We start from the raw sequence: 26,095 nt of genomic DNA, 5'->3' as shown, positions 1-26,095 counted from the left end.
ATATGTTTAAATCAGTAGAAGAATTAGTCAGAACGGCAACAGAGCGAGGCATTCCGATTTCAGAAGTGATGATCGAGCAAGAAGTGCACGTCAGACGCTCGACGCGGGAAGAAGTCGTCGGCATGATGGAGCGCAATCTAGAAGTGATGGAAGAAGCGGTCGCCCGGGCACTCGAAGGCGTGACGTCCGTGACGGGTCTCACGGGGAACGATGCCGTGCTCATGACCGACTATATCCGTTCCGGCAAATCGCTCGCCGGAGACTTGATTTTAGATGCGGTCGCAAAAGCGATCGGCACGAATGAAGTCAACGCGGCGATGGGACGCATCTGCGCGACCCCGACCGCCGGAAGCGCCGGTGTCGTACCGGGTACGTTGTTTGCGGTCAAAGAACGTCTGGAGATGGACCGTGACGCGATGGTCCGCTACTTGTTCACGTCAGGAGCGTTCGGCTTCGTCGTCGCCAACAACGCCTCGATTTCGGGAGCGGCTGGTGGTTGTCAGGCGGAAGTCGGATCAGCGACCGGGATGGCCGCCGCGGCCATCGTCGAAGCGGCCGGCGGGACGCCGGAACAATCGGCGACGGCGTTTGCAATCGCACTGAAAAACATGCTCGGTCTCGTCTGTGATCCAGTAGCTGGGCTCGTCGAGGTACCGTGCGTCAAACGGAACGCGATGGGCGGGGCGAACGCCATCGTTGCGGCCGATATGGCACTCGCCGGAATCACGTCCCGCATCCCTTGCGACGAGGTCATTTCCGCGATGCATGAGATTGGTCAGATGATGCCGACCGCGTTGAAAGAGACAGCGCGTGGTGGTCTCGCCAATACGCCGACGGCACGCCGTCTCGAACGAAACATCTTTGGAGAGAAAGAAAATGTCCAGAAGTGAGGCGTTGACGACGCTGAAAGGGGTCGGGCCAGAGATGGCCAAAAAATTAGAGACGATGGGTCTCGAACGAATCGAGGACGTGCTGGAGCACGTCCCGTTTCGTTATGAAAATTATAATAGCGGCACGGTGACGACGGCCATTCACGGCGACCTCGTCAAATGGAGCGGCACCGTACAGGCGGCACCGCTCGTACGCTATTACAGCAAAGGCAAGAACCGGCTCCAATTCCGCTTGTTGCTCGAGGAGCGCTACGTCGTCCACGTGACGATGTTCAACCGGGCCTTTTATAAAGACAAGCTCGCGCTCGGCGCCACGGTGACGGTCAAAGGGAAATGGGATATGAACCGGATGACGATCAGTGCGACCGACCTCGAGTTCGGTGAGCTCTCGGATGGGTTGCAACCGATTTATTCGCTCCGGGCCGGATTGACCCAAAAGAATTTTGGACGCATCGTCAAACTCGCATTCGAACAGACGACCTCGTTCGAGGATCGCTTGCCCGAATCGATTCGGCAACGTTATCGTCTCGAGGACCGGGAGACGATGTTGAAAGGGATGCATTTCCCTGATTCGGTCGAGACGTATAAACAGGCACGCCGAAGTTACGTCTATGAAGAGTGTCTGCTCTATCAGTTGAAACTCCAGGCGTTCCGTAAGATGGAGCGGGCGGGGAAAGGGCGCGCGCTCACGCTCGACAAGCAGCGGTTGAACGAGTTCGTCAAACAGCTCGCGTTCCCGTTGACAGGGGCACAGACACGTGTCATCCGGGAGATTGTCGGCGACTTAGAAAAGCCAGAACGGATGAATCGGTTGTTACAAGGGGATGTCGGGAGCGGAAAGACAGTCGTTGCCGCGATCGCCTTGTATGCGACGGTGTGCGCCGGCTATCAAGGGGCGCTCATGGTCCCGACGGAGATTTTGGCCGAACAGCATCTCGCCTCGTTGCAGGCGCTGTTCGAACCGTACGGCATGCGCGTCGGGCTACTGACGAGTTCGGTCAAAGGCAAGGCTAGGAACGAATTGCTCCAGGCGATTAAAGACGGCGACGTCGATATCATCGTCGGGACGCACGCCTTGATTCAAGGGCCGGTCGAGTTTTCGCGTCTGCATCTGGCCATCACCGATGAGCAACACCGGTTCGGGGTCGAACAGCGGAAAATGCTCCGTGACAAGGCGGAACTCGCCGACGTGCTCTATATGACAGCGACGCCGATTCCACGGACGCTCGCCATCAGCGCTTTCGGGGAGATGGACGTCTCGACGATTGATGAGATGCCGGCCGGGCGGAAGCCGATTGAGACGTATTGGGCCAAGACCGATCAAATTGACCGGGTCCATGCGATGGTGAACCGTGAGCTCGCCCTCGGACGTCAAGCGTACGTCATCGCGCCGCTCATCGAGGAATCGGACACGCTCGAAGTCGAGAGCGCGACCGCGCTCTACGACATGTTACGGGAGCGTTTCCCGAATTATGCGGTCGGTCTCATGCACGGTAAACTGTCGAGCACCAAGAAAGACGAGGTCATGAAGGCTTTCGCTAGCAACGCCCTCCAAATCCTCGTCTCGACGACGGTCGTCGAGGTCGGGGTGAACGTGCCGAACGCCTCGCTCATCATCATCCACGACGCCGAACGATTCGGCTTGGCGCAACTGCACCAGCTGCGTGGGCGTGTCGGTCGAGGCGCCGATCAATCTTATTGTATATTGGTAGGGGATCCAAAGTCCGACGTCGGGAAACTTCGTTTAAAGACGATGACCGAGACGAATGACGGATTCGTGCTCGCCGAGAAAGACTTGGAACTCCGCGGGGCCGGTGACTTCTTTGGGACGGCCCAGAGCGGTCTGCCAAGCTTCCGCGTCGCTGATCCAGTACTCGATTTAAAAGTGATGGAAGTGGCGATGCAAGACGCCGTCCGGCTACTCGGGAGCGAGGCGTTTTGGAACGAGGCGACGTATGCCCCGCTCCGACACTATTTGAAACGACTCGACTTACTCGTCGGAGAACGATTGGAATGACAAACAACACTTGAAAATAAAATCTAAAGAATATATACTGCTATTAGTACCAGGTATTAAGTTCTTTAGCATAGAGTTTAGGAGGGAACTGAATGCGGGTACCTAAGAAAGAGCGGCAACGCTTATTGCAAGAAACGATTGATCGCAACCCGTTCATCAAAGACGAAGAGCTGTCGAAACAGTTTGCAGTCAGTATTCAAACGATTCGACTCGATCGGATGGAGTTAAAGATTCCGGAAGTGAGAGAACGGATCAAGCACGTTGCCTCAGAACACCTCGATGAAGTGAAGTCGCTCGCCATGAGCGAGGTCATCGGTGATATGATTGACTTGAAGCTCGATGAATCGGCCATCTCGGTTCTCGACATTGAGAGAGAACACGTCTTTAGCCGCAACGAGATCGCCCGGGGACACGTATTGTTCGCCCAGGCCAACTCGTTAGCGGTGGCGCTCATCAATGATGAATTGGCGTTGACCACTAAAGCGGACATCCGGTTTAGTCGCCAGGTCCATCTTGGAGAGCGAGTCGTTGCCAAGGCTCGTGTAATCAAACTACGTCGGGACGGAAGAACGGACGTCACAGTGGATAGTTATGTCGGCGAAGAGTGTGTCTTTAGCGGAGACTTCACGATCTATCGTCGCGGTGAGGAGGAACAGGCATGAAATTAGCAATCGATGCAATGGGCGGGGATCATGCCCCGAAAGCAATCGTGGAAGGCGTCAAACAGTTTGCCGACGCGTTCCCGAATGAGCAGATGGAACTGTTTTTAGTCGGAGATGAGGTCAAACTCGCCTCTTATGGGTTGACCGACCCGCGAATCAAAATCGTTCCGGCAAGTGAAGTCATCACCGGAGACGATGAGCCGGTCCGGGCCGTCCGCCGTAAAAAGGACAGCTCGCTCGTCGTGGCGGCCAAACTCGTCAAAGACGGAGAGGCCGACGCCCTCGTCTCGGCTGGGAATACCGGCGCCCTCATGGCGGCGTCACTATTCGTCATCGGACGGATTCCCGGCATCGAGCGTCCCGCGTTGTCACCTACGTTCCCTACATATACGGGTAGCGGTGTCGTCATTTTAGACGTCGGGGCCAACCCGGACGCTAAGCCTGAGCACTTGGTCGACTATGCGATCATGGGCTCGCTCTACGCTGAGCACGTCCGCGGCGTCAAGCGCCCGCGCGTCGCGCTACTGAACATCGGGACCGAGGCTGGGAAAGGAAACGCCCTCACGAAAGAGGCGTACCCCCTCCTTGAACAAGCACCGGTCCACTTTGTCGGCAACGTGGAAGCACGTGAGGCGATGTCCGGTGACGTGGACGTCATCGTCACCGAAGGGTTCGCCGGAAACATTTTGCTCAAAGGTGTCGAAGGTTCGTCATCGATGCTCATGAAGATGATGAAAGAGCAGTTCACGAGCGATTTCGTCTCGAAGCTCGCCGCTCTCGTCTTAAAACCGAAGTTGAAACGATTGAAACAAACATTAGATTATCGGGAACACGGTGGAGCCGGGTTATTCGGCATCAACGCCCCGGTCATTAAAGCGCACGGTTCGAGCGATGCGCTCGCCATCATGAGCGCGCTCAAACAGGCGAAAATCATGGTCGATCACGACGTCGTCGCGAAGATCAAGCAAGCCAAAGCCACAAACTAATTCAAAGAAGGTGAGTACATGGGGAAAACAGCATGGGTATTTCCAGGACAAGGGTCACAAGCCGTCGGCATGGGCCAAACGTTCCTCGACAATCCTGAGCAACTGCACGCGATTGGCCGTCGCCTCGGATTTGATTTACTCGACGCCATGGCGGCAGGATCAAAAGAAGAGCTTCAACGGACAGAACTGGCCCAACCGGCCATCGTGGCGCATGCGGCATCACTCGCACAAGCTCACGCCAAAACAGGGGCCGCGCCAGACATGGTGATCGGTCACAGCGTCGGAGAATATGCGGCACTCGTCATCGCCGGCGTCATCGATTTGGAAGAGGCGAGCGTGCTCGTCCACGAACGCGGTAAGCTCATGTCAGAAGTGAAGGATGGGGCGATGGCAGCCGTCATCGGGATGACCGATGTCGACGAGGCGTTCCATGTGACGGAGAAAATCAGTGCTAGCGGGAACCTTGTACAAATCGCCAACTACAACTGTCCGGGTCAGTTCGTCATCTCGGGACACGTCGACGCGGTCAAACAAGCCGAGACGGACTTGAAACAGGCCGGCGCGAAACGCGTCTTACCGCTCAACGTCTCTGGTGCGTTCCATAGCTCGTACATGATGCCAGCCGCGACGCGGTTCAAAGACGTGCTCGCTTCATCACCGTTCAAACCGACGGCGATCGGGATTGTCTCGAACGTCGATGCCGAGGTCCATACCGACCCGGAGAAATTGAAAGCACTCCTCACCGAGCAACTGTACGCATCGGTCCGATTCGAGGCGTGTGTCCGCAAAGCGATCGACGCTGGCGTCGACACGTTCATCGAATTCGGTCCGACGTCGCCATTGTCGGGTCTCATCAAGCGAATCGACGCGAACGTGACGATCAAACAGGCGACGACGCTCGAAGAGGTGGCCGCGTTAGGAGGAGAAGTACGTGCATGACCAAGTAGCAATCGTGACAGGCGCGTCCCGGGGGATCGGGGCCGCCATCGCGAAGCGTTTAGGGGAAGACGGCTTTCGGGTCGTCGTGAATTACTCGGGTAGTGTTGAGAAAGCAAAGGCTGTCGTCAGTGAGATTGAAGCGAACGGGGGCGAGGCCATCGCCGTCAAAGCGGACGTCTCAAACGCGGATGACGTGAAGGCGCTCATCAAGACGACGGTCGACACGTTCGGCCGCATCGATTGCCTCGTCAACAATGCGGGCATCACGCGTGACGGTCTGCTCATGCGCATGAAAGAGGCTGACTTTGACGATGTCTTGTCGACGAACTTGAAAGGTGCGTTCTTGACGTCGCAAGCTGCGACGCGGACGCTCTTGAAATCGAAGTCGGGCCGCATCATCAATATCGCTTCGGTCGTTGGCATCACGGGCAACGCCGGACAGGCCAACTATGCGGCGGCGAAAGCCGGGCTAATCGGCCTGACCAAATCAGTCGCGCGTGAACTCGCCGGACGCCATGTCACGGTGAACGCCGTCTGTCCTGGATTTATCCAGACGGACATGACCGATGCCTTGACCGACGCCCAGCGTGAGGCGACGCTCGGACAAATCCCGTTCAACCGCTTTGGCCAAGTCGAAGACGTGGCGAACGTCGTCTCATTCCTCGCTTCACACCAAGCGGCTTACGTGACGGGTCAGACGATCGCCGTTGACGGCGGGATGACGATGGCTTAAAATCAGAACTTTACCAATCGAATCACATTTTATATACTTTAATTTGGAGGGGTTTTATCATGACAACAGAACAAATCTTAGTAGACGTACAAGCAGCAGTGGCAGAGAAACTCGGGAAAGATGTATCTGAGATCACAGCCGACAAATCATTCAAAGACGACCTCGGTGCGGATTCGCTCGAAGTTATGGAAATGGTCATGGACCTTGAAGACAAATTCGATATCACAATCGAAGATGAAGATGCAGAGAAACTTGCAACTGTCGGCGACGTTGTCGCTTACATCGAAACTAAATTGTAATCAAGCCTCCCACCGCTCGTCATGAGCGGTGGGCTTGTGCTTATTCACGGAGGGAATTATGACAAAGGACAAGCGACGGTTTGACCGTCAAGGGTCGGCGCAACGACGCCGACGAAATGAGCTCGAACGGTCTCGGATTCTCGAGCAGTTCAAGACACTTGAAGAACGGCTATCCGTTCGATTCACGAATCAAGATTTATTGATGCAAGCGTTCACCCACTCCTCATACGTCAACGAACAACGCGGTCTGAAAAAAGACAATGAGCGCTTAGAGTTTCTAGGCGACGCGGTGCTCGAGTTGACGGTGTCTCGGTTTTTGTATGAGACGTATCCGGAGCGCTCCGAGGGGGAATTAACGAAGTTGCGGGCGGCCATCGTCTGTGAGCCGTCACTCGTCAACTTCGCGGAAGCCTATGCTTTCTCTGATTTTATCTTGCTTGGGAAAGGCGAAGAGTTGACCGGCGGTCGCAAGCGTCCGGCGTTACTCGCCGATGTGTTCGAATCCTACATCGGTGCGCTCTATCTGGACCAAGGGATTGAACCAGTCGAACAGTTCCTCGCCGAAGCGGTTTTTCCGAAAGTCTTAGCCGGTGTGTTTGAAGAACAGACTGATTATAAGAGCCAGCTCCAAGAGAGCGTGCAACGCGAAGGGCTCGGGCCCGTCTCGTACACGATTATCGAAGAGCGCGGGCCGGCCCATAGCCGGGAGTTCGTCGCCCACGCCCGTCTGTCTGACGACATCGTCGGGGAAGGCATCGGCCGATCGAAGAAAGAAGCCGAGCAGCTTGCGGCGAAAGAAGCGTTAATCGAATTCAATCGGCAATACGCCGGCCTCTAACACAAAAGGAGTGGACCTCTCAACGGGTCCACTCCTTTTTGTATCATCTAGTTACGTCAATTGCCCGAGTTCTTCGACGATTCCATCCACTTCAGAAATCGACAACGATGAACGATTCATCACGTAGTCGTAAATCTCTTTGACGGCCGAGGCGTCGGCACGGTTATATTCTTCCGCTTTGATGGCGCCGCGGTTGATGATGTTCATTTTGTCGAGAATTTCCTCAATCATTTGTTCGTTAGTCATCGGTCGTACCCCTTTCTACAGTTCTTTTTAGAATAGCATGATTCTAGCATTTTGACGAACTGGCAACTGTGGTAAAATAAACAAATGAATGCTTACTGAGGATAGGATGGTCACGATGCACTTAAAACGAATCGAACTCGCTGGCTTTAAATCGTTTGCCAAGCGGATTGAACTGGATTTTCGTCCCGGCGTCACAGCCGTGGTTGGACCGAACGGGAGCGGAAAATCAAATATATCGGACGCTGTTCGCTGGGTACTCGGTGAGCAGTCGGCCAAATCGCTCCGCGGAGCGAAAATGGAAGATGTTATCTTTGCCGGCAGTGAAGGGGAGAACCATCGTAACGTCGCCGAAGTGACGCTCGTGTTGGACAATACGGACGCCCATTTGCGGCTGCCGTATGAAGAAGTGAGCGTCACGCGCCGTGTCACGCGGAGCGGCGACAGCGACTACTTTATGAACAAGAAGCCGTGCCGTCTCAAAGATGTGATTGACCTGTTCATGGATACGGGTCTGTCGCGTGATGCGTTTGCCATCATCGGCCAAGGCCGGGTCGAGCAGGTCATCTCCGGGAAACCGGAAGACCGCCGGGCCGTCATCGAAGAAGCGGCCGGTGTCTTGAAATACCGCCAGCGTAAAAAACAAGCGGAACGGAAACTGCAGGACACTGAATTGAACTTGTCCCGCGTCGACGATATCTTGTATGAACTCGCCGACCGGGTCGAACCGCTCCGTGAACAAGCCGCGCTCGCCCGTGAGTATCAAGTCGCAAAAGCTCGGCACGATGAGCTCGAGACAGGTATTCTCGGTGCCGAGATTACGGAACTCGGAACAGGAATCACCCGTACGAACGAACAACTCGGGACGGCGTCCGCCCATCTCGCCGAGCAAGACGGCGCGTTGAACGCGATTGTGGCGGAACGGACGGAGCTCGAGGCGACACTCGCCGTCGATCGGGAAACGCTCGATACGCTCCACCAGGACGAACGGACGCAGGCGACCGAACTAGAACGATTGACCGGCGAAATCAAGCTCGCGAAAGCCCGGGAAGAGCACGGGGCGGAAACGAAAGAACGTCTCGAGCGCCAACGGGTCGAGTTGGCCGAAGAGGCCGAACAGTTGACGCAGAAATTGCACGTGGCCGAGGCGGATTTGGCGTCTAAAACCGAGGCGTTACATACCGTCGAATCGGCACGCGTCAAACTCGACACACAATTGACGGCAGCGACACGCGATTTTAACGCGGAAATCGAACAGCTCCAAGGTGAGGCGTTCGAACTAGCGACGACTCGCGCCACGCTCAGCAATCAACAGAAGCGGGAACGCCGGGATATCGAACAAGCCGAGGAAGCGAAAGCCCGCCTCCTGCGTGAGAATAAGGATCGCCTCGATGTGCGGACCGAACAGACGGCTTCGCTCGAGGCCGAGCAGGCTCGTCTCGACGAAGCGCGGACGACGTGGGAGACGCTGCTCGCGCAAGAAGCCGATTTGACCGAACAAGAGACGACACTGCGGGACAAGCTGGCCCGGGCCGAGCAGTCGTACCACGACCTCGACCGCCGGCGTCAGAAGACCGAGGACCGCATCGAATTGCTCGAGCGGATGAAGCAGTCATATGAAGGCTATTTCCATGCCGTTAAATTCGTGTTGAAAGAACGGGGGCCGGGCGTGCTCGGTGCGGTCGCGGAATTGATTCGCGTTCTCCCGTCCTACGAGGCCGCCATCGAGACGGCGCTCGGTCAGACACAACAACATATCGTCGTCGAGACGGATGTGGTCGGTCGCCGAGAAATCGATCGGCTACGGAAGGCGAATGCTGGACGGGCCACGTTTGTGCCGATGACGAGCGTGAAGGAACGTTACGTCCCGAGTGAAGTCGCGCACCGGCTCGAATCGCTCGACGGATTCGTCGGCATCGCCGCCGACCTCGTCGAAACGGACCCGGCCTATGACAAATTGAAACGGTCCCTTCTCGGTGCCGTCATCGTCGCCAGCTCACTCGAAGTCGCCAACCGGATCGCCCAGACGACCGGGTATCGCTATCGCATCGTCACGCTCGACGGGGACATCGTCAACGTCGGCGGTTCGATGACCGGGGGTAGCCGGAAGCAAGGCGTCGCCTTGTTCACGCAATCGCGTGAACTCGATGACTTGAAGCACGGATTGACGCAAGGGCTGGCCATGCTCCATGAGCAACAGTTGCGCGTGACGACGTATACCGATGAGATGTCCCGGTTGCGGGAGTCGCTCCAGTCAATCAGACTCAAGAAGCGCGAGGCCGAAGAGACGCTCCGGTCGACGGAACAGGCGTACCGAAGCTTGGAGAGGGTGTCACAAGACGCCAAGGCGCAACTTGAACTGTTCGATCATGAAATGGCCCGCTATGCCCATACGATTGAAGCCGCAACGAACGAATTGACGCGGCTCGCACAAGAGCTCGAGGCGACCGATGCGTTGCAAGCCTCGATTCGGACCGAGCTCGAGGCGCTCCGCGGTGAGCAGGCGAAAGGTGCCGCGACGACGGGGCAACTGCAAGAAGCCATCCGTCAAAACGAACTCGATCGCCAACGGCACACGCTCGACCTCGACCGGGTCCGCTCGGAAGTCGAACGGCTCGAGGCCGAGGTCGCCAAACAGACGGCACGCCTTCATCAAATCGAACGTGAGCTCGAACATGTGGCGAGCGGCCGGGTCGTCTCTTCAGCCGAACTCGAGCTCGAACATGTCGAGGCGGTCAAACAGATGGATGCGCTCAAAGCGCGCCTGACGCAACAGTTGAACCAGCTCCATGCCGAAGAAGAATCATACCGAATTCTAAGGCAGCGCGAACAACAGGCGACGGACGTGCGTCGTCGACTCGATGCGGACGTCCGTAAACTCGAGACCGACGTGAACGAACTGGAGTTGAAACGGAAGTGGAAACTCGATGCGCTCGACGAACGTGGACTCGTCTTCGATTTGCTGCCGACGCTCACGGTCCCGCTCGATGAGGCGAAAGAGGAGTTCAAACTGCTCGTCCGCCAAATCGAGGAGATCGGTCCGGTCAATTTGAATGCGATTGAAGAGTTCGACCTCGTCAATGAGCGGTTCATGTTCTTGTCTGAACAGCGGGACGACCTCGTCAGCGCCAAAGAGGATTTGTACGACATCATCAACGAGATGGACCGTGAAGTGACACGATTGTTCAAAGAGACGTATACGCTCGTCCGCGGTCACTTCAAACAGACGTTCCAGGAACTGTTCGGTGGCGGCGAGGCCGATTTGAAATTGGTCGACGAGTCCGACTTGCTCAATACGGGCATCGATATCGTCGCCAAACCACCCGGGAAGAAACTGCAGACGCTCAGTCTGCTCTCGGGGGGAGAACGGGCCTTGACGGCGATCGCGCTCTTATTCGCGATTTTGAAGACGCGTCCGGTGCCGTTCTGTGTGCTCGATGAAGTCGAGGCAGCGCTCGATGAGGCGAACGTCCATCGGTTCGGGGAGTATATCCGGACGCTGTCGATTGATACGCAGTTCGTCATCATCACGCACCGGAAAGGGACGATGGAGGCGGCGGATACGCTCTATGGCGTGACGATGCAACAAAACGGGGTCTCCGAGGTGCTTTCGGTCGAACTATCTGAAGCGAAGCGCGTCGTCGAGACGGAAGAAGAGATGGAGGAATTAAGTTGAGTTTTTTTAAGAAGCTAAAAGATAAATTGACGACCTCGACGCAAGAAGCGTCACAAAAGTTTACCGATGGATTGACAAAGACCCGCGACGGGTTCGCGAATGCCGTCAACGATCTCGTCTATCGATTCCGCGAAGTCGATGAGGATTTCTTCGATGAACTCGAGGATCTGCTCATCCAGGCGGACGTCGGGGTGACGACGACGATGGACCTCGTCGAAGATTTGAAAGAAGAAGTGAAGCGCCGCAACTTGAAAGATCCGGTCGCTGTCCGCGATGCGCTCGTCGAAGTCGTGGCGAAGCGACTCCAAGAGGACGAGTCGGACCGTGAGTTGAACATGCAAGACGGATTGACGGTCATCTTGTTCGTCGGCGTCAACGGCGTCGGCAAGACGACGACGATCGGCAAGCTCGCCCATCAATTGAAGTCAGAAGGCCGTTCGGTCATGCTTGCGGCGGGCGACACGTTCCGGGCCGGTGCCATCGACCAGCTCCAAGTATGGGGCGAACGCGTCGGAGTCCCGGTCATCCGTCAAGCCGAAGGTTCGGACCCGGCCGCGGTCGTGTTCGACGCCGTCCAGGCAGCGAAATCACGCGGTGTCGACGTCTTGATTTGTGACACGGCCGGACGTTTGCAAAACAAGGTCAACTTGATGAACGAGCTTGAAAAAGTGAAGCGGGTCATCGAGCGCGAAGTGCCGAACGGACCGCATGAAGTGTTGCTCGCGCTTGACGCGACGACAGGGCAGAACGCGATGGTCCAGGCGAAAGCGTTCAAACAAGCGACGAACGTGAGCGGCATCGTCTTGACGAAGCTCGATGGCACGGCCAAAGGCGGCATCGTGCTCGCGATTCGAAACGAGCTCGATATTCCGGTCAAATACGTCGGGCTCGGCGAGAAAATCGATGATTTACAAGCGTTCGACCCGGAACAGTTCGTATACGGATTATTCGGGGACATCTTCGAAGAAAAACAACAGACAAACGATGACCTCGCCTAAGTTTCTCTGTTAAGAAAAAAACTTGACAAGAGCTAGGGACGGCTGTACTATTGGTAGTTGTAAAGGGATTTCACTTAACATGTGGAGGTGGAGGTCATGTCGCTCGAAAAGACGAATCGAATGAACTACTTGTTCGATTTTTATCAAGCACTACTCACACCGAAACAGCGCAACTATATGTCTCTTTATTACCTAGATGACTACTCGCTCGGAGAGATTGCGGAAGAGTTTGAAGTCAGCCGTCAAGCGGTCTACGATAACATAAAGCGTACCGAAGCGATGCTTGAGCAGTATGAGGAGAAGTTGGCCTTGTTCGAGAAGTTCGAACAGCGGCAACAACTGCTTCAGACGCTCAAACGTCAAGTCGAGCATTCGCCCGACGCGACGGAAACGATTTCGGCGCTTGAGAATTTAGAGTAGGGGGCTGAAGCATGGCATTTGAAGGATTATCCGAACGGTTGCAATCGACACTGGCGAAAATGCGGGGGAAAGGTAAAATTTCCGAAGCAGATGTCAAAGAGATGATGAGAGAAGTTCGTCTCGCTCTCCTTGAAGCCGATGTCAACTTCAAAGTGGTCAAACAGTTCGTCAACGACGTGAAAGAACGGGCCATCGGCCAAGACGTCATGAAATCGTTGACACCGGGCCAACAAGTTGTCAAAATCGTTCATGAAGAGCTAACGACTTTGATGGGAAGCGACGTCGTCCCGATCACATTTAACCCAAAACCACCGACAGTCGTCATGATGGTCGGGTTACAAGGTGCGGGGAAAACGACGACGACCGGGAAGCTCGCGAACTTGATTCGCAAAAAGCATAACCGGAGTCCACTTCTCGTCGCGGCGGATATTTATCGGCCCGCGGCCATCAAACAGCTCGAGACACTCGGCAAGCAACTCGATTTACCGGTGTTCTCACTTGGCGACCAAGTGAAGCCGGAAGAAATCGTCACAAAAGCGCTCGAGTACGCCAAAACCAATCATCACGATTTCGTGTTGATCGATACGGCCGGTCGCCTTCACATCGACGAGACGCTCATGGGCGAACTCGAAAACGTGAAGACGATTGCCAAACCAAATGAAATCTTCCTCGTCGTCGATGCGATGACGGGTCAAGATGCGGTCAATGTGGCCGACAGCTTCAATGAGAAACTCGGAATCACCGGCGTCGTGCTCACAAAGCTCGACGGTGATACACGTGGTGGGGCAGCCCTTTCAATCAAGGCAGTCACGGGAGCGCCGATTAAGTTCGTCGGTCTCGGTGAAAAGTTGGATGCCCTCGAACCATTCCACCCGGAACGCATGGCGTCACGGATTCTTGGGATGGGGGACGTGCTCACACTCATTGAAAAAGCCGAGTCACAGATGGACCAAGATGCTGCGAAGGAGCTTGAAAGCAAAATTCGCGATGCATCGTTCACGTTCGATGATTTTATCGAGCAGTTGGGTCAAGTGAAAAACATGGGCCCAATTGATGAATTGCTCTCGATGTTACCTGGTGCAGGTAAGATGAAAGGGTTGAAAAACGTCCAAATCGACGAGAAGCAACTCGATCATGTCGAGGCGATCATTCGCTCGATGACAAAGCATGAGCGCTCCAATCCTGAAGTGCTCAACGCGAGTCGTCGCAAGCGGATCGCAAAAGGGAGCGGTCGTTCCATCCAGGAAGTGAACCGTCTCATCAAACAGTTCGATGACATGAAGAAGCTCATGAAGCAGATGTCAGGACAAATGAAAGGGAAGAAAAAAGGTCTCGGCCTTCCGTTCTTCTAAGAAAACTTTTGTCAGTCGGGCAAAAAAACAGTATACTATTAAAGTTGTCAATTCTTAAACACATGATGGAGGTATATTACCATGGCAGTTAAAATTCGTCTCAAGCGCATGGGCGCAAACAAATCACCTTTCTACCGGATCGTTGTAGCTGATTCACGTTCACCACGTGATGGCCGTTTCATCGAGCAACTCGGTCACTACAACCCGGTTGCAAAACCAGAAGCAGATGTTCGCATCAACGAAGAACTCGCTCTCAAATGGTTGGCAGACGGCGCGAAGCCATCTGACACAGTACGTAACTTGTTCTCTAAAGCAGGGATCATGGAGAAATTCCACAACGCGAAAAACGCGAAGTAAGGATGTGGCCGACCTTTTATGAGGTCGGCCCATTTTTTTGAGGAGGCACAACAATGGAATGGTTATACGTAGGTAAGATCGCCAATACCCACGGCTTGAAAGGGGAACTGAAGTTGCTCGCCGCGACCGATTTCCCAGCCGAACGCTTCAAGAAAGGCGAGACGCTCTATTTGGACGTCGATGGCAAGAAGCTCCCGTTCGAGGTGACGACGTATCGTCCGCATAAGCAGTTCCATCTCGTGACGTTCAAAGGACTTGAGAATATCAATCTCGTCGAGAAGTATAAAGGGATGAAACTATACGTTCATGTCGAGCACGTCCACGAGTTACCGGAGCATGAGTTTTACTATCACGAGATTATCGGTTGCGAGGCCGTCGTCGACGGTGAGGTCATCGGTGTCGTCGACGATATCTTCGAGACTGGTGCCAACGACGTCTGGGTCATCAAACGCCCTGGCAAGTCGGACGCCCTCATCCCGTACATCGAATCGGTCGTGAGCAACATCGATGTCGAGGCGAAACGTGTCGTCATCACCCCGATTCCGGGAATGATTGACGATGAAGATTGATGTTTTAACGTTATTCCCCGAGATGTTCGCCCCGCTCGATCATTCAATCGTCGGACGGGCCCGTACACTCGGACAAGTCGAGATGGCGTTCACGAACTTCCGTGACTTCTCGACGAACAAACACCATAAGGTCGACGATTACCCGTACGGTGGCGGGGCGGGCATGTTGCTCACCCCACAGCCGATCTTTGACGCCTTCGACGCTATCAATAAGAAGCGTCCCCGCGTCATCGTCACGACGCCAACTGGACGCCGTTTCGACCAACAGATGGCGGAAGCATGGGCGACCGAGGAACACTTGATCTTTTTATGCGGCCATTATGAAGGGTTCGATCAACGGATTCATGACGAGCTCGCGACGGACGAAGTGTCAATCGGTGACTTCGTCATGACCGGCGGTGAGCTCGCCGCGATGGTCATGATTGATGCGACGGTCCGTCTCATCCCGGAAGTGCTCGGCGATCAGGCGAGCCATGAAGATGACTCGTTCTCGACAGGGCTACTCGAGTATCCGCACTATACACGCCCAGCGGAGTTCCGTGGTCTGAAAGTGCCTGACGTGCTCTTGTCGGGCAATCACGCCAAAATCGAAGCGTGGCGCCGAGAGCAGTCGCTCCTGCGCACGTATCGCCGGCGACCGGACCTGCTTGAGCGCATTGAACTGTCGAAGGCAGATAAAAAATTCATTGAATCGTTGCGCGATTGACCGAATTGTGCTATGTTTGAGCATGTGGGTTAACCCCACCAATTACCGATGTTCCGCTGTTGGATGCTTGGGCAGATGAAGATATGAACATTGAAGAAAAAGGAGAACTATTCATGAACACACAAAAACTGTTCCGTGAAATCACAGAAGAACAATTCAAATCAGACGTACCTGCTTTCCGTCCTGGTGACACAGTACGTGTCCACGTTAAAGTCGTAGAGGGAACGCGCGAGCGTATCCAGATCTTCGAAGGCGTAGTCATCAAGCGTAAGGGTGGCGGCATCGGCGAAACATTCACAGTTCGTAAGATTTCTTACGGCGTAGGTGTTGAGCGTGCATTCCCGCTTCACTCACCACGTGTCGCGCAAATCGAAGTCGTTCGTTACGGTAAAGTCCGTCGTGCGAAACTCTACTACCTCCGCAACCTTCGCGGTAAAGCAGCACGTATTAAAGAAATCCGTCGTTAAGATGGGGATTAAGCTTGTCGCTTGCGACAAGCTTCTTTTTTTCTAGTACAATAAGTTCAAACGGACAGAGGAGTGAGGCAAGTTGAAAGAAGTGTTCAGTTGGCTTAAGGCGATCGTCGTTGCGCTCGTCATCGCGTTCGTGATCCGGACGTTCATCTTTGTACCTGTCATCGTCGAAGGAGAGTCGATGATGCCGACGCTCCAAAATGCCGATCGCATGATCGTCAGCAAAATCTCGAACTACGTCGGTGAGCTCGACCGAGGCGATATTATCGTCTTCCACGCGACAGAATCGAAAGACTATATTAAACGCGTCATCGCCATTCCTGGCGATACGCTCGAATATCGGGACGATACGCTCTACTTGAACGGTGAGGCGGTCGAAGAACCGTATTTAGAGGATTTTAAGGCACAGATGAACGGTTTTCCTCTTACCGAAAACTTTACGCTCGAACAAGTGACGGGCGAGACGGTCGTCCCTGAAGGCTCGTACTTCGTCATGGGTGACAATCGTCAAAACTCGAAAGACAGCCGTGAAATCGGCTTTGTCCCGAAAGAGGACGTCGTCGGCAAAACGAACTTCGTGTTCTGGCCGCTCGGCGATTTCGGGACCGTACAAGAATAAGGTGGTGTTTGTTTGGCAATTCAATGGTTCCCTGGCCACATGGCCAAGGCACGAAGACAAGTAACAGAAAAGTTAAAGCTCATCGATGTCGTCATCGAACTCGTCGATGCACGTGTTCCACAATCGAGCCGTAACCCGATGGTCGATGAGATCACGGAAGGCAAACCGCGTCTCATCGTCTTGAATAAAGCCGATATGGCCGATCCGGTCGTCACTGACGCCTGGCTCCGCGCCTTGAAGCGCGATGACATCGAGGTCGTCGCCGTCGACGCGAAACATAGCAAAGGCTTGAAACAGCTCATGTCGGGCGCCGAGAAGCTCATGAAAGAGAAGCATGACCGCATGCGTGAGAAAGGCCGGAACCCCGGCCCGATCCGCGCGCTCATCATCGGCATCCCGAACGTCGGCAAGTCGACGCTCATCAACCGTCTCGCCGGACGTAACATCGCTGTCACCGGCGACCGTCCGGGTGTCACGAAGCGTCAGCAATGGATCAAGATGAAAGGCGGCGAGATGGAATTGCTCGATACGCCAGGGATTCTTTGGCCGAAGTTCGAGGACCAGATGGTCGGCTATCGCTTGGCGGCGACCGGTGCCATCAAAGATGATATCTTGAACCTTGATGATATCGCGCTCTATACGGCCCGCGAATTGTCGGCCCGCTATCCGGACCAGTTGAAAGAGCGATTCAAAATCGATCAACTGCCGGAAGATGCCGTCGAACTGCTCGAATTGATTGGGAAGAAACGTGGACTCGTCAGCGGCGGTTACGTCGATTTCGAGAAAGCGAGCGAATTACTATTGAACGAACTGCGTCATGAGAAAATCGGACGCGTCTCCCTCGAGACGCCGGCCGACCATGACATGGCGTGAAGTCCTGTGCAGACAGGGCTTTTTTGAATAGGAGGAACGGAATGACGATTCAAGCGATTAAACAACGGCTACAGACGGTCCGATATGAAGAGTGGGAGCAGGTACGGGCCGAGTTGAAAGACGACCCGCGGACGGGTGTCCAGACGCTCATCCGGCAACGGGAGCGACAGTTCGCACAAGAACATGCCCTCCGTGCCGACTATACGGCCCGTCAGGCGTTCGAAGACGATTGGAAGGCCCAAGGGTTCCGTCTCATCGGCGGCGTCGACGAGGTCGGTCGAGGGCCGCTCGCGGGACCAGTCGTCGCGGCGGCTGTCATCTTGCCCGAAGGGTTTTATCATCCCGGCCTGAACGATTCGAAAAAGATGTCGAAACGGGCGCGGGAACTGGCATACCGCATCCTCATGGACGAGGCATCGGTCGGTGTCGGCATCGTCGACGCTGACGTGATCGACCAGGTCAATATTTATGAGGCGACGAAACTGGCGATGGTGGAAGCGGTCCGGCAGCTCGGAACGGTCGATGCGCTGTTGATTGACGCGATGCGCCTCGATCTCGACATCCCGCAGCAGTCGCTCATCAAAGGGGATGCCCGGAGTGTCTCGATTGCGGCGGCGAGCGTCGTCGCCAAAGTCGTGCGCGACAACATGATGGAGGATTACGCTATTCTCTATCCCGGGTACGGGTTCGAACGGAATGCGGGTTATGGCACGAAAGACCATTTGACCGGCCTCGCGGAACACGGCATCACACCGATTCACCGGAAGTCGTTCGCACCGATTAAACAGATGTAGGAGGGGAAACGATGCGCATCGATCACCAAGGCGTCCTGCCGTTCAAGGTCACCGAACAAAATTCACGGCAACTGCTCGTCGGCAATACGGTCGTCGGCCGGGTGCTCCAACTGTTGCCGGGAGGCGAGGCGGTCATGCAGCTGCCGCAAGGCATGTTCCGGGTCGGGGTGAACGCCGACGTCAAAGAGAACGTGACGTACAAGATGGTCGTCACCGAGCTCGAACCGAAACTCGTCTTGAAGGTCGTGCCGCAACAAATCGAGGCGCAGCAGGCCCAACGGTCACCGCTCGCCCAGCTCGGCAGCGAGCTCGGGCGCCTGGCTCGCCAACCACTCGCTACGCCCGAGCCGCTCCAGGCGCAAGGCCGGCAACTGCTCGAGAGCGGGGCCGGTGCTGACGTGAAGCAACTCGTCGGCGAGCTGTTCAAAGCGAAAGGCGACCCGAAGTTCGAACAGTTCGTCCGGGCCCAGGAGACGTTCAACGCCGTGCAGACCCCGCCGTTCGTCGTTCAAGCATTTCACATACCGCATTTAGGGCCGTTTGAACAAGTGCGGTTCCGTCTCGAGGCGCCGAAAGGCGAGGTCATCGACTCCGACCACGCCCGTATCGTTCTATTCCTCGAGACCCCGAAGTATGGAGAGACGGGCATCGATTTGCTCGTCCAGAAGCGGCACGTGTCGGTTAAAGTGTTCAACGAGCAACATGACTTGAGTCCGTTCGTCAACGCCTATGAGCCGTTGCTCGGTCGGGCACTCGAAGCGAGCGGCTATGAGCTGTCCCGCTTCTCGTTCGAAGCAAAGCGGGAAACGGTGCCGGACACGTTCGCCCCACTCGGAAAGGTGGACCAACGCGTATGACCGATCGCAAACAAGCCATCGCCTTGTCCTATGAGCAATCGATGGAGTCACCGCGCGTCGTCGCCAAAGGGGGCGGACTCGTCGCCGAGCGCATGCTCGCGCTCGCGCAAGCGAACGGTGTGCCGATTCATGAGGACCCGGCCTTACTGTCACTTTTGTCCGCCCTACAGATTGAAGAGCAGATTCCAGACGACCTGTACCAGGTCATCGCCGAGCTTTTCGTGTTTCTTTATCAGATGGAACAAGGAAAAATCGAGGATGTCTAGGGGTAGATGTGAAAAAAAGATGAAAACTTAAAGCAAGAACGATAGACAGCGCTTTCAGTTTTTCGTTACAATAGACGTGCCGATATTAAAGGGGACTAAGGGGGAAACGAAATGAATATCCATGAGTATCAGGCGAAAGAATTGCTTCGGGCGTTTGGAGTGGCCGTACCTACGGGCTATCCAGCGTTCACGGTTGAAGAAGCAGTCTCAGCCGCCGCCAAGCTAGACGGTGAACTAAAAGTTGTCAAAGCTCAGATTCACGCAGGAGGCCGCGGGAAAGCCGGCGGTGTCAAACTTGCGAAGTCAGATGAAGAAGTCAAACAGTACGCGTCAGAGATTCTCGGCAAGACGCTCGTCACGCATCAGACTGGACCAGAAGGAAAAGTCGTGCAACGCCTTTACATTGAAGAAGGCTCTGCCATTGACCAAGAATTTTACTTAGGACTTGTGCTTGACCGTTCGATCGGCCGAATTGTCATCATGGGTTCATCAGAAGGCGGTATGGACATCGAGGAAGTCGCTGAACATACACCTGAAAAGATTCATAAAGAAGTCGTCGACCCAGTCGTCGGACTCCGTCCATTCCAAGCACGCCGTCTCGCGTTCAAGATGGAAGTGCCGACCAAACTCGTCAACAAATTCAGCGACATGGTCATGAAATTGTATAAAGTGTACGTCGAGACAGATTGCACGATTGCGGAAATCAACCCGCTCGTCACGACGAAAGACGGCAACGTCATCGCACTCGATGCGAAGCTCAACTTCGACAGCAACGCACTTTATCGTCATAAAGACATCGTCGACCTTCGCGACACGACAGAAGAAGATCCGCGTGAAGTCGAGGCGTCAAAACACGACCTTAGCTATATCGCGCTCGATGGCAACATCGGTTGCCTCGTTAACGGGGCTGGCTTGGCCATGGCGACGATGGATATCATCAAGCATTACGGCGCCGAACCCGCTAACTTCCTCGATGTAGGCGGCGGTGCAACGAAAGAAAAAGTAACGGAAGCGTTCAAATTGATTTTGTCAGACGACCAAGTCAAAGGAATCTTCGTGAACATCTTTGGTGGCATCATGAAGTGTGACATCATTGCTGAAGGTATCGTCGCGGCGACGAAAGAAATCGGTCTCGATTTACCACTCGTCGTTCGGTTAGAAGGTACGAACGTGGATGCGGGACGACGCATTCTCGATGAATCTGGACTTGCGATCACTTCGGCGAGCTCGATGGCTGACGGTGCAGAAAAAATCGCGGCACTCGTTCGATAAGGGGGAAACGACATGAGTATTTGGGCGAATCAAGATACAAAAGTGATCATTCAAGGGATCACGGGGAAACAAGGTCTGTTCCACGGCGAACAGATGCTGGCATATAACACGAAATTGGTCGGAGGAGTGACACCTGGTAAAGGTGGCACGACCGTCCTTGACGGCGTACCGGTCTTTAACACGGTATCCGAGGCAGTCGAAGCGACTGGCGCGAACGCGTCAATCATCTACGTGCCACCTGCATTCGCAGCCGATTCGATTATGGAAGCGGCCGATAGCGGTATCGAGTTGATCATCTGTATCACAGAAGGTATCCCGGTCATCGATATGATTCAAGTGAAGCGTTACCTCGAGGACAAACCGGCCCGTCTCATCGGACCGAACTGCCCGGGGATCATCACGCCAGGGGAAGCGAAACTTGGTATCATGCCAGGCTATATCCACACGAAAGGCCACGTCGGTATCGTCTCGCGCTCAGGGACGCTCACGTATGAGGCGGTCCATCAGTTGACGACTGCCGGAATCGGACAATCGACAGCTGTCGGAATCGGTGGAGACCCGGTCAACGGCACGAACTTCATCGACACGCTCCAAGCGTTCAATGAAGACGAGGACACGAAAGCGGTCATCATGATTGGTGAAATCGGTGGAACGGCTGAAGAAGAGGCTGCGGAATGGGTGAAGGCGAACATGACGAAACCGGTCATCGGTTTCATCGGTGGTCAAACAGCCCCTGAAGGCAAACGGATGGGCCATGCCGGCGCCATCATCTCGGGCGGAAAAGGTACGGCCGCTGAGAAAATCAAGACGTTGAACGCCAACGGGATTGAAGTCGCCGAGACGCCTGCCGTCATCGGAGAGACGCTCATCCGGGTGTTGAAACAACAAGGTTTGTATGAAGCTTGCGTGACGGGTCAACCGACAACGTAAACCATTCGGAATGGGGGATGCGCAGCATCCCTCATTTTTTAGAGGTGATTGTGATGAATCAAACAATCGCTCGATTCGCAGCCGAACGGTTGCCGGTCGAGTTCGTCCATCATTACTTGTCTCACACGCATATGAACATGCATCAGTTCCATCCGCGCGTCCGGAGCAAGGCCGAACGGGCGCTTCGTTCCACGGTCACGTACGATCGTTTTTTGACGTGGGAGGACGAATTGTTCCCGTCCGCGCTGCTCCACATCCCGAATCCGCCGTATTGTTTGTTTTATCGAGGCGATTTAGAGGTACTACATCAACAAACGACCGCATTGGTCGGAAGCCGTGAATTGAATCGCATCAGCCGTCGACTTGTCGAACATTTCCGTCCTTTAATAGAAGAAACTGTCTCCGTCTCGGGTGGGGCGCTCGGCATCGACGGTCTCGTCCATGAGCTGTCGCTCGATCATGACCGGCCGACCATCGCCATCCTCGGAGCGGGCTTTTCGCACTTGTATCCACAGGTCCATTCGCCCTTGTTCGAGCGGATTTCGCGACACGGGTTACTCCTCACGGAATACACACCGGAAACACCTGTCAAAAAATTTCAATTTTTAGAACGAAATCGTCTCGTCAGCGGACTTGCCGATCGTCTCGTCGTCATCCAGGCTCGTCAAAAGAGCGGGACGATGAACACGGTCGGACATGCCCTCGAGCAAGGAAAGACGGTATTCGCGGTGCCTGGAAGCCCGCTCGATCCGCTCGCGGCTGGTCCGAATCAATTGATTGAAGACGGGGCGATTTCATTGACGACTGCCGATCAAATTCTAACATGTTCAAGGATTGGACGTTGACAAACCATCGACAACATGAATATTATGGTAGGGATTTAAATGACCTCTAAAAGGGGAGCAGATGTATGGCAAAATACTTGGTGATCGTCGAATCACCCGCGAAAGCGAAAACAATTAAACGTTATTTAGGATCGAATTACACGGTCAAGGCATCTATGGGTCACGTCATCGATTTACCGAAGAGTCAACTCGGTGTCGACGTGGAACATGACTTCGAACCGAAGTACATCACGATCCGTGGCAAAGGCCCAGTTTTGAAAGAATTGAAGACGGCAGCCAAAAAAGCGACGAAAATCTTTCTCGCGGCTGACCCGGATCGCGAAGGGGAAGCGATTGCTTGGCATTTAGCACGTGCCCTCGGTGTCGACGAAACGACGGAATGTCGCGTCGTCTTTAACGAGATCACGAAAGATGCGATTAAAGAGTCGTTCAAACACCCGCGTAAAATCAACCATGACCTCGTCGACGCCCAGCAGGCGCGTCGAATTTTGGACCGTCTCGTCGGATACGGGATGAGCCCATTACTATGGAAGAAAGTCAAAAAAGGATTATCGGCCGGACGCGTTCAATCCGTGGCCGTTAAAATGATTATCGACCGGGAGCGGGAGATCAATGCCTTCGACCCAGAAGAGTATTGGACCATCAAACTCACCCTCAACCATGAAGGCGAATCGTTCGAGACTTCGTTTTATGGTAAAGACGGGAAAAAAATGGAGCTCAAGAGCGAGGCAGATGCCGACGCGGTGCTCAAAGCGATTGATGACTCATTCAAAGTCATCGACGTCACGAAGAAAGAGCGGAAGCGCAACGCGTCGCTCCCGTTCACGACGAGCTCGCTCCAGCAAGATGCGGCTCGTAAATTGAACTTCCGTGCCAAGAAGACGATGATGCTCGCGCAACAGCTATACGAAGGGATCGACCTCGGGAAGAAAGAAGGCACCGTCGGTTTGATCACGTATATGCGTACCGACTCGACGCGTATCTCAGATTTGGCGAAAGCGGAAGCGAAAGAGTATATCGAATCCACATTCGGAGAAGAGTACGTCGCGTTGCAGAAGCAAAAAGAGAAGAAAGCCGCGAACGCCCAGGACGCACACGAAGCGATTCGTCCGACTTCGGCGTTACGCGACCCGGCCTCGGTGAAAGCGTACTTGTCGCGTGACCAGCTCCGCTTGTACAAGTTGATTTGGGAGCGCCTCGTCGCGAGCCAAATGGCGCCGGCCATCCTCGACACGGTGAAAATCGACGTCGAGTCGAACGGCATGATTTTCCGTGCCAACGGGTCGACCGTCAAATTCCCTGGTTTCATGAAAGTGTATATCGAATCGAAAGATGAAGATATCGAAGACACGAACCCGGAGAAAGAAGGGTTGCTCCCACCGCTCGAAGTGGATGACCTCGTCAAGTTCGAGACAATCGAACCGAAGCAGCACTTCACACAGCCGCCGCCACGTTACAGTGAGGCGCGTCTCGTTCGGGCGATGGAAGAACTCGGAATCGGTCGTCCGTCGACGTATGCACCGACGCTCGATACGATTCAAAAACGCGGATATGTCGTCCTTGAAGAGAAGAAGTTCGTCCCGACAGAACTTGGCGAACTCGTCATCGAGATGATCGATGAGTACTTCAACGACTTTATCACCGTCCAGTTCACGGCCGACATGGAGACGCTCCTCGACTCGATTGAGAACGAGGAAGTCGAATGGACGGAAGTCGTCGCTCCAATCTATCGCAGTTTCGAGAAACGTCTGAAACGAGCCGAGTCAGAGATTGAGAAAATCGAAGTGAAAGATGAACCGGCCGGCATCGACTGCGAAGTGTGCGGTTCGCCGATGGTCATCAAGATGGGCCGTTACGGGAAATTCATGGCATGCTCGAACTTCCCCAACTGTACGAACACGAAACCGGTACAAGTCGAAATCGGCGTCCCATGTCCGAGCTGCAAAGACGGACAAGTCGTCGAACGACGCAGTAAGAAGGGTCGTCTGTTCTACGGTTGCTCGAACTATCCAGACTGTGAGTTCGTCTCATGGGACAAGCCGGTCGCGAAACCGTGTCCGGAATGTGGTAAGATGATGGTCGAGAAAAAAATTAAAGACGGTGTGAAATATCAATGTACGAACTGTACCCATGCCGAGGTACATCAGTTAGAGGAGGATTAACTTTGCAGCAACGTGTAACTGTGATCGGAGCGGGCCTCGCCGGCTCCGAGGCGGCTTGGCAACTCGCGAAACGCGGAATTCAAGTCGATTTGTATGAAATGAGACCGGTCCGAAAAACTCCGGCACACCATACGGACCAATTCGCTGAACTGGTCTGCTCGAACTCGCTTCGAGCGAACGGGCTACAAAACGCGGTCGGCGTCTTGAAAGAAGAGATGCGCACGCTCGACTCGCTCATCTTGAAAGCGGCCGACACGGCAAGTGTACCGGCCGGCGGCGCTCTCGCCGTCGACCGTCATGACTTCGCCGGATTCGTGACGGACACGTTGAAGAACCATCCGAACGTGACCGTGCACAACGAAGAGATCACGGCGATTCCGGACGGGATCGTCATCATGGCGACCGGTCCGCTCACGTCACCGGACCTCTCGGCTTCGCTCAAAGCGTTCACAGGTGAAGATTACCTTTACTTCTACGACGCCGCGGCGCCGATTTTGGACGGCGAGACGATCGACCGGGACAAGGTCTACTTGAAATCACGTTACGACAAAGGTGAGGCGGCGTACCTCAACTGTCCGATGACGGAAGAAGAGTTCGACTTGTTCTACGACGAGCTCGTCAAAGCAGAGGTCGTCCCGCTCAAAGAGTTCGAGAAAGAGATTTACTTCGAAGGCTGCATGCCATTTGAAGTTCTCGCCCAACGCGGCAAGAAGACGCTCTTGTTCGGACCGATGAAACCCGTCGGCCTCGAAGACCCGAAGACGGGCAAACGTCCGCACGCGGTCGTGCAGTTACGGCAAGATAACTCGGCCGGCACGCTCTTTAACTTGGTCGGATTCCAGACCCACCTCAAATGGGGTGAGCAGAAACGAATCCTTCAACTCATCCCGGGTCTCGAGAACGCGGAGATCGTGCGCTACGGTGTCATGCACCGGAACACGTTCATCAACTCACCGAGCCTGTTGAAACCGACGTATCAGGCGCGGACACGCGACACGTTGTTCTTCGCCGGGCAGATGACCGGTGTGGAAGGGTATGTCGAATCGGCGGCGTCAGGACTTCTCGCTGGGATTAACGCAGCGAAACTGATTGCCGGTGAAGACCTCGTCGTCTTGCCACGCGAGACGATGCTCGGTTCGATGGCGCACTATATCACGACGACGGACGGCAAGCACTTCCAACCGATGAACGCAAACTTCGGTCTCGTGCCGTCGCTCGAGGATGCACCGCAGAAGATGAAGAAACAAGAACGGTACGAACGTTACGCGAACCGTGCCCTTGAAACGATTCAGCAATATAAAGAGATTTAAGGGAAAGGA

General features: G+C 54.7%; 27 protein-coding genes. 26 read left to right on the top strand and 1 reads right to left on the bottom strand.

Features of this window, described 5'->3' with window-relative positions; translation table 11 throughout:
• Window positions 1-2: 2 nt before the first annotated feature.
• The 8 genes from sdaAA (at window position 3) to rnc (ending at window position 7,364) form a co-directional block, all read left to right on the top strand.
• Entirely contained in the window at window positions 3-890 is an 888-nt protein-coding gene (gene sdaAA, locus KNP85_RS01405) for an L-serine ammonia-lyase, iron-sulfur-dependent, subunit alpha (protein WP_021067085.1), read from the top strand.
• Complete coding sequence (recG, locus tag KNP85_RS01400; RefSeq protein ID WP_214800889.1) at window positions 877-2,907, top strand: ATP-dependent DNA helicase RecG; 2,031 nt, start codon at window positions 877-879, stop codon at window positions 2,905-2,907. Before sdaAA ends, recG begins: the two co-directional genes overlap by 14 nt.
• 92 nt (window positions 2,908-2,999) lie before the next feature.
• On the top strand, window positions 3,000-3,569 hold the full coding sequence (fapR, locus tag KNP85_RS01395; protein WP_021067087.1) for a transcription factor FapR: 570 nt from the start codon (window positions 3,000-3,002) through the stop codon (window positions 3,567-3,569).
• The gene (gene plsX, locus KNP85_RS01390; RefSeq protein ID WP_021067088.1) at window positions 3,566-4,555 is read left to right on the top strand and encodes a phosphate acyltransferase PlsX; all 990 of its coding nucleotides are present in this window, start codon (window positions 3,566-3,568) and stop codon (window positions 4,553-4,555) included. The genes fapR and plsX overlap by 4 nt, the downstream gene beginning before the upstream one ends.
• A gap of 18 nt (window positions 4,556-4,573) precedes the next feature.
• The gene (gene fabD / locus KNP85_RS01385; RefSeq protein ID WP_214800888.1) at window positions 4,574-5,494 is read left to right on the top strand and encodes an ACP S-malonyltransferase; all 921 of its coding nucleotides are present in this window, start codon (window positions 4,574-4,576) and stop codon (window positions 5,492-5,494) included.
• Window positions 5,487-6,227, top strand: a complete 741-nt coding sequence (gene fabG, locus KNP85_RS01380) for a 3-oxoacyl-[acyl-carrier-protein] reductase (RefSeq protein WP_021067090.1) — start codon at window positions 5,487-5,489, stop codon at window positions 6,225-6,227. Before fabD ends, fabG begins: the two co-directional genes overlap by 8 nt.
• A gap of 59 nt (window positions 6,228-6,286) precedes the next feature.
• The gene (gene acpP / locus KNP85_RS01375) at window positions 6,287-6,526 is read left to right on the top strand and encodes an acyl carrier protein (protein ID WP_021067091.1); all 240 of its coding nucleotides are present in this window, start codon (window positions 6,287-6,289) and stop codon (window positions 6,524-6,526) included.
• Window positions 6,527-6,584: 58 nt separating this feature from the next.
• Window positions 6,585-7,364: a ribonuclease III gene (rnc, locus tag KNP85_RS01370; protein WP_021067092.1), complete on the top strand. Its 780-nt coding sequence runs from the start codon at window positions 6,585-6,587 to the stop codon at window positions 7,362-7,364.
• A gap of 51 nt (window positions 7,365-7,415) precedes the next feature.
• Here rnc and KNP85_RS01365 read toward each other — a convergent pair whose 3' ends face one another.
• On the bottom strand, window positions 7,416-7,610 hold the full coding sequence (locus KNP85_RS01365; RefSeq protein WP_021067093.1) for a DUF1128 family protein: 195 nt from the start codon (window positions 7,608-7,610) through the stop codon (window positions 7,416-7,418).
• A gap of 115 nt (window positions 7,611-7,725) precedes the next feature.
• Between KNP85_RS01365 and smc the strand changes: the two genes are divergently transcribed.
• From smc to trmFO, 18 genes are all read left to right on the top strand, one after another.
• Window positions 7,726-11,283: a chromosome segregation protein SMC gene (gene smc, locus KNP85_RS01360; protein ID WP_214800887.1), complete on the top strand. Its 3,558-nt coding sequence runs from the start codon at window positions 7,726-7,728 to the stop codon at window positions 11,281-11,283.
• Complete coding sequence (ftsY, locus tag KNP85_RS01355; RefSeq protein ID WP_021067095.1) at window positions 11,280-12,281, top strand: signal recognition particle-docking protein FtsY; 1,002 nt, start codon at window positions 11,280-11,282, stop codon at window positions 12,279-12,281. Before smc ends, ftsY begins: the two co-directional genes overlap by 4 nt.
• Before the next feature lie 96 nt (window positions 12,282-12,377).
• A complete protein-coding gene (locus KNP85_RS01350) occupies window positions 12,378-12,701 on the top strand; it encodes a putative DNA-binding protein (protein WP_021067096.1) in 324 nt (107 codons plus the stop codon).
• 11 nt (window positions 12,702-12,712) lie between these two features.
• Window positions 12,713-14,053 carry a signal recognition particle protein gene (ffh, locus tag KNP85_RS01345; protein WP_021067097.1) on the top strand — a complete coding sequence of 447 codons (1,341 nt, stop codon included), beginning with the start codon at window positions 12,713-12,715 and terminating at the stop codon, window positions 14,051-14,053.
• 81 nt (window positions 14,054-14,134) lie between these two features.
• Complete coding sequence (rpsP, locus tag KNP85_RS01340; RefSeq protein WP_214800885.1) at window positions 14,135-14,410, top strand: 30S ribosomal protein S16; 276 nt, start codon at window positions 14,135-14,137, stop codon at window positions 14,408-14,410.
• Window positions 14,411-14,463: 53 nt separating this feature from the next.
• Window positions 14,464-14,979: a ribosome maturation factor RimM gene (rimM, locus tag KNP85_RS01335; protein WP_214719449.1), complete on the top strand. Its 516-nt coding sequence runs from the start codon at window positions 14,464-14,466 to the stop codon at window positions 14,977-14,979.
• Window positions 14,969-15,685, top strand: coding sequence for a tRNA (guanosine(37)-N1)-methyltransferase TrmD (trmD, locus tag KNP85_RS01330; protein ID WP_214800883.1), 717 nt, complete (start codon window positions 14,969-14,971; stop codon window positions 15,683-15,685). The genes rimM and trmD overlap by 11 nt, the downstream gene beginning before the upstream one ends.
• Window positions 15,686-15,798: 113 nt before the next feature.
• Window positions 15,799-16,152: a 50S ribosomal protein L19 gene (gene rplS / locus KNP85_RS01325; RefSeq protein ID WP_021067101.1), complete on the top strand. Its 354-nt coding sequence runs from the start codon at window positions 15,799-15,801 to the stop codon at window positions 16,150-16,152.
• A gap of 82 nt (window positions 16,153-16,234) precedes the next feature.
• Window positions 16,235-16,777: a signal peptidase I gene (gene lepB / locus KNP85_RS01320; protein ID WP_214719447.1), complete on the top strand. Its 543-nt coding sequence runs from the start codon at window positions 16,235-16,237 to the stop codon at window positions 16,775-16,777.
• Window positions 16,778-16,789: 12 nt separating this feature from the next.
• Window positions 16,790-17,650, top strand: a complete 861-nt coding sequence (gene ylqF, locus KNP85_RS01315) for a ribosome biogenesis GTPase YlqF (RefSeq protein ID WP_214800881.1) — start codon at window positions 16,790-16,792, stop codon at window positions 17,648-17,650.
• 41 nt (window positions 17,651-17,691) lie between these two features.
• Window positions 17,692-18,444 carry a ribonuclease HII gene (locus tag KNP85_RS01310; protein ID WP_214800879.1) on the top strand — a complete coding sequence of 251 codons (753 nt, stop codon included), beginning with the start codon at window positions 17,692-17,694 and terminating at the stop codon, window positions 18,442-18,444.
• 11 nt (window positions 18,445-18,455) lie between these two features.
• The gene (locus KNP85_RS01305) at window positions 18,456-19,301 is read left to right on the top strand and encodes a hypothetical protein (RefSeq protein ID WP_214713795.1); all 846 of its coding nucleotides are present in this window, start codon (window positions 18,456-18,458) and stop codon (window positions 19,299-19,301) included.
• Entirely contained in the window at window positions 19,298-19,567 is a 270-nt protein-coding gene (locus tag KNP85_RS01300; RefSeq protein WP_021067106.1) for an EscU/YscU/HrcU family type III secretion system export apparatus switch protein, read from the top strand. Before KNP85_RS01305 ends, KNP85_RS01300 begins: the two co-directional genes overlap by 4 nt.
• 111 nt (window positions 19,568-19,678) lie before the next feature.
• Window positions 19,679-20,839: an ADP-forming succinate--CoA ligase subunit beta gene (sucC, locus tag KNP85_RS01295; RefSeq protein WP_021067107.1), complete on the top strand. Its 1,161-nt coding sequence runs from the start codon at window positions 19,679-19,681 to the stop codon at window positions 20,837-20,839.
• A gap of 12 nt (window positions 20,840-20,851) precedes the next feature.
• Window positions 20,852-21,769, top strand: a complete 918-nt coding sequence (sucD, locus tag KNP85_RS01290) for a succinate--CoA ligase subunit alpha (RefSeq protein WP_021067108.1) — start codon at window positions 20,852-20,854, stop codon at window positions 21,767-21,769.
• A gap of 53 nt (window positions 21,770-21,822) precedes the next feature.
• Window positions 21,823-22,614 (top strand): DNA-processing protein DprA, encoded by a 792-nt coding sequence (gene dprA, locus KNP85_RS01285; RefSeq protein WP_251136176.1) that lies wholly within the window; start codon window positions 21,823-21,825, stop codon window positions 22,612-22,614.
• Window positions 22,615-22,679: 65 nt separating this feature from the next.
• Window positions 22,680-24,776, top strand: coding sequence for a type I DNA topoisomerase (topA, locus tag KNP85_RS01280; protein ID WP_021067110.1), 2,097 nt, complete (start codon window positions 22,680-22,682; stop codon window positions 24,774-24,776).
• A gap of 2 nt (window positions 24,777-24,778) precedes the next feature.
• Window positions 24,779-26,086 (top strand): FADH(2)-oxidizing methylenetetrahydrofolate--tRNA-(uracil(54)-C(5))-methyltransferase TrmFO, encoded by a 1,308-nt coding sequence (gene trmFO, locus KNP85_RS01275; RefSeq protein WP_021067111.1) that lies wholly within the window; start codon window positions 24,779-24,781, stop codon window positions 26,084-26,086.
• Window positions 26,087-26,095: the final 9 nt, after the last annotated feature.

This window comes from Exiguobacterium sp. s194 (assembly GCF_018618275.1).
In the GTDB taxonomy this organism is placed as follows: Bacteria; Bacillota; Bacilli; order Exiguobacteriales; family Exiguobacteriaceae; genus Exiguobacterium; species Exiguobacterium chiriqhucha.
Note: the sequence above shows the minus strand (reverse complement) of the source record. Positions and strands in the feature narration are given on the sequence as shown.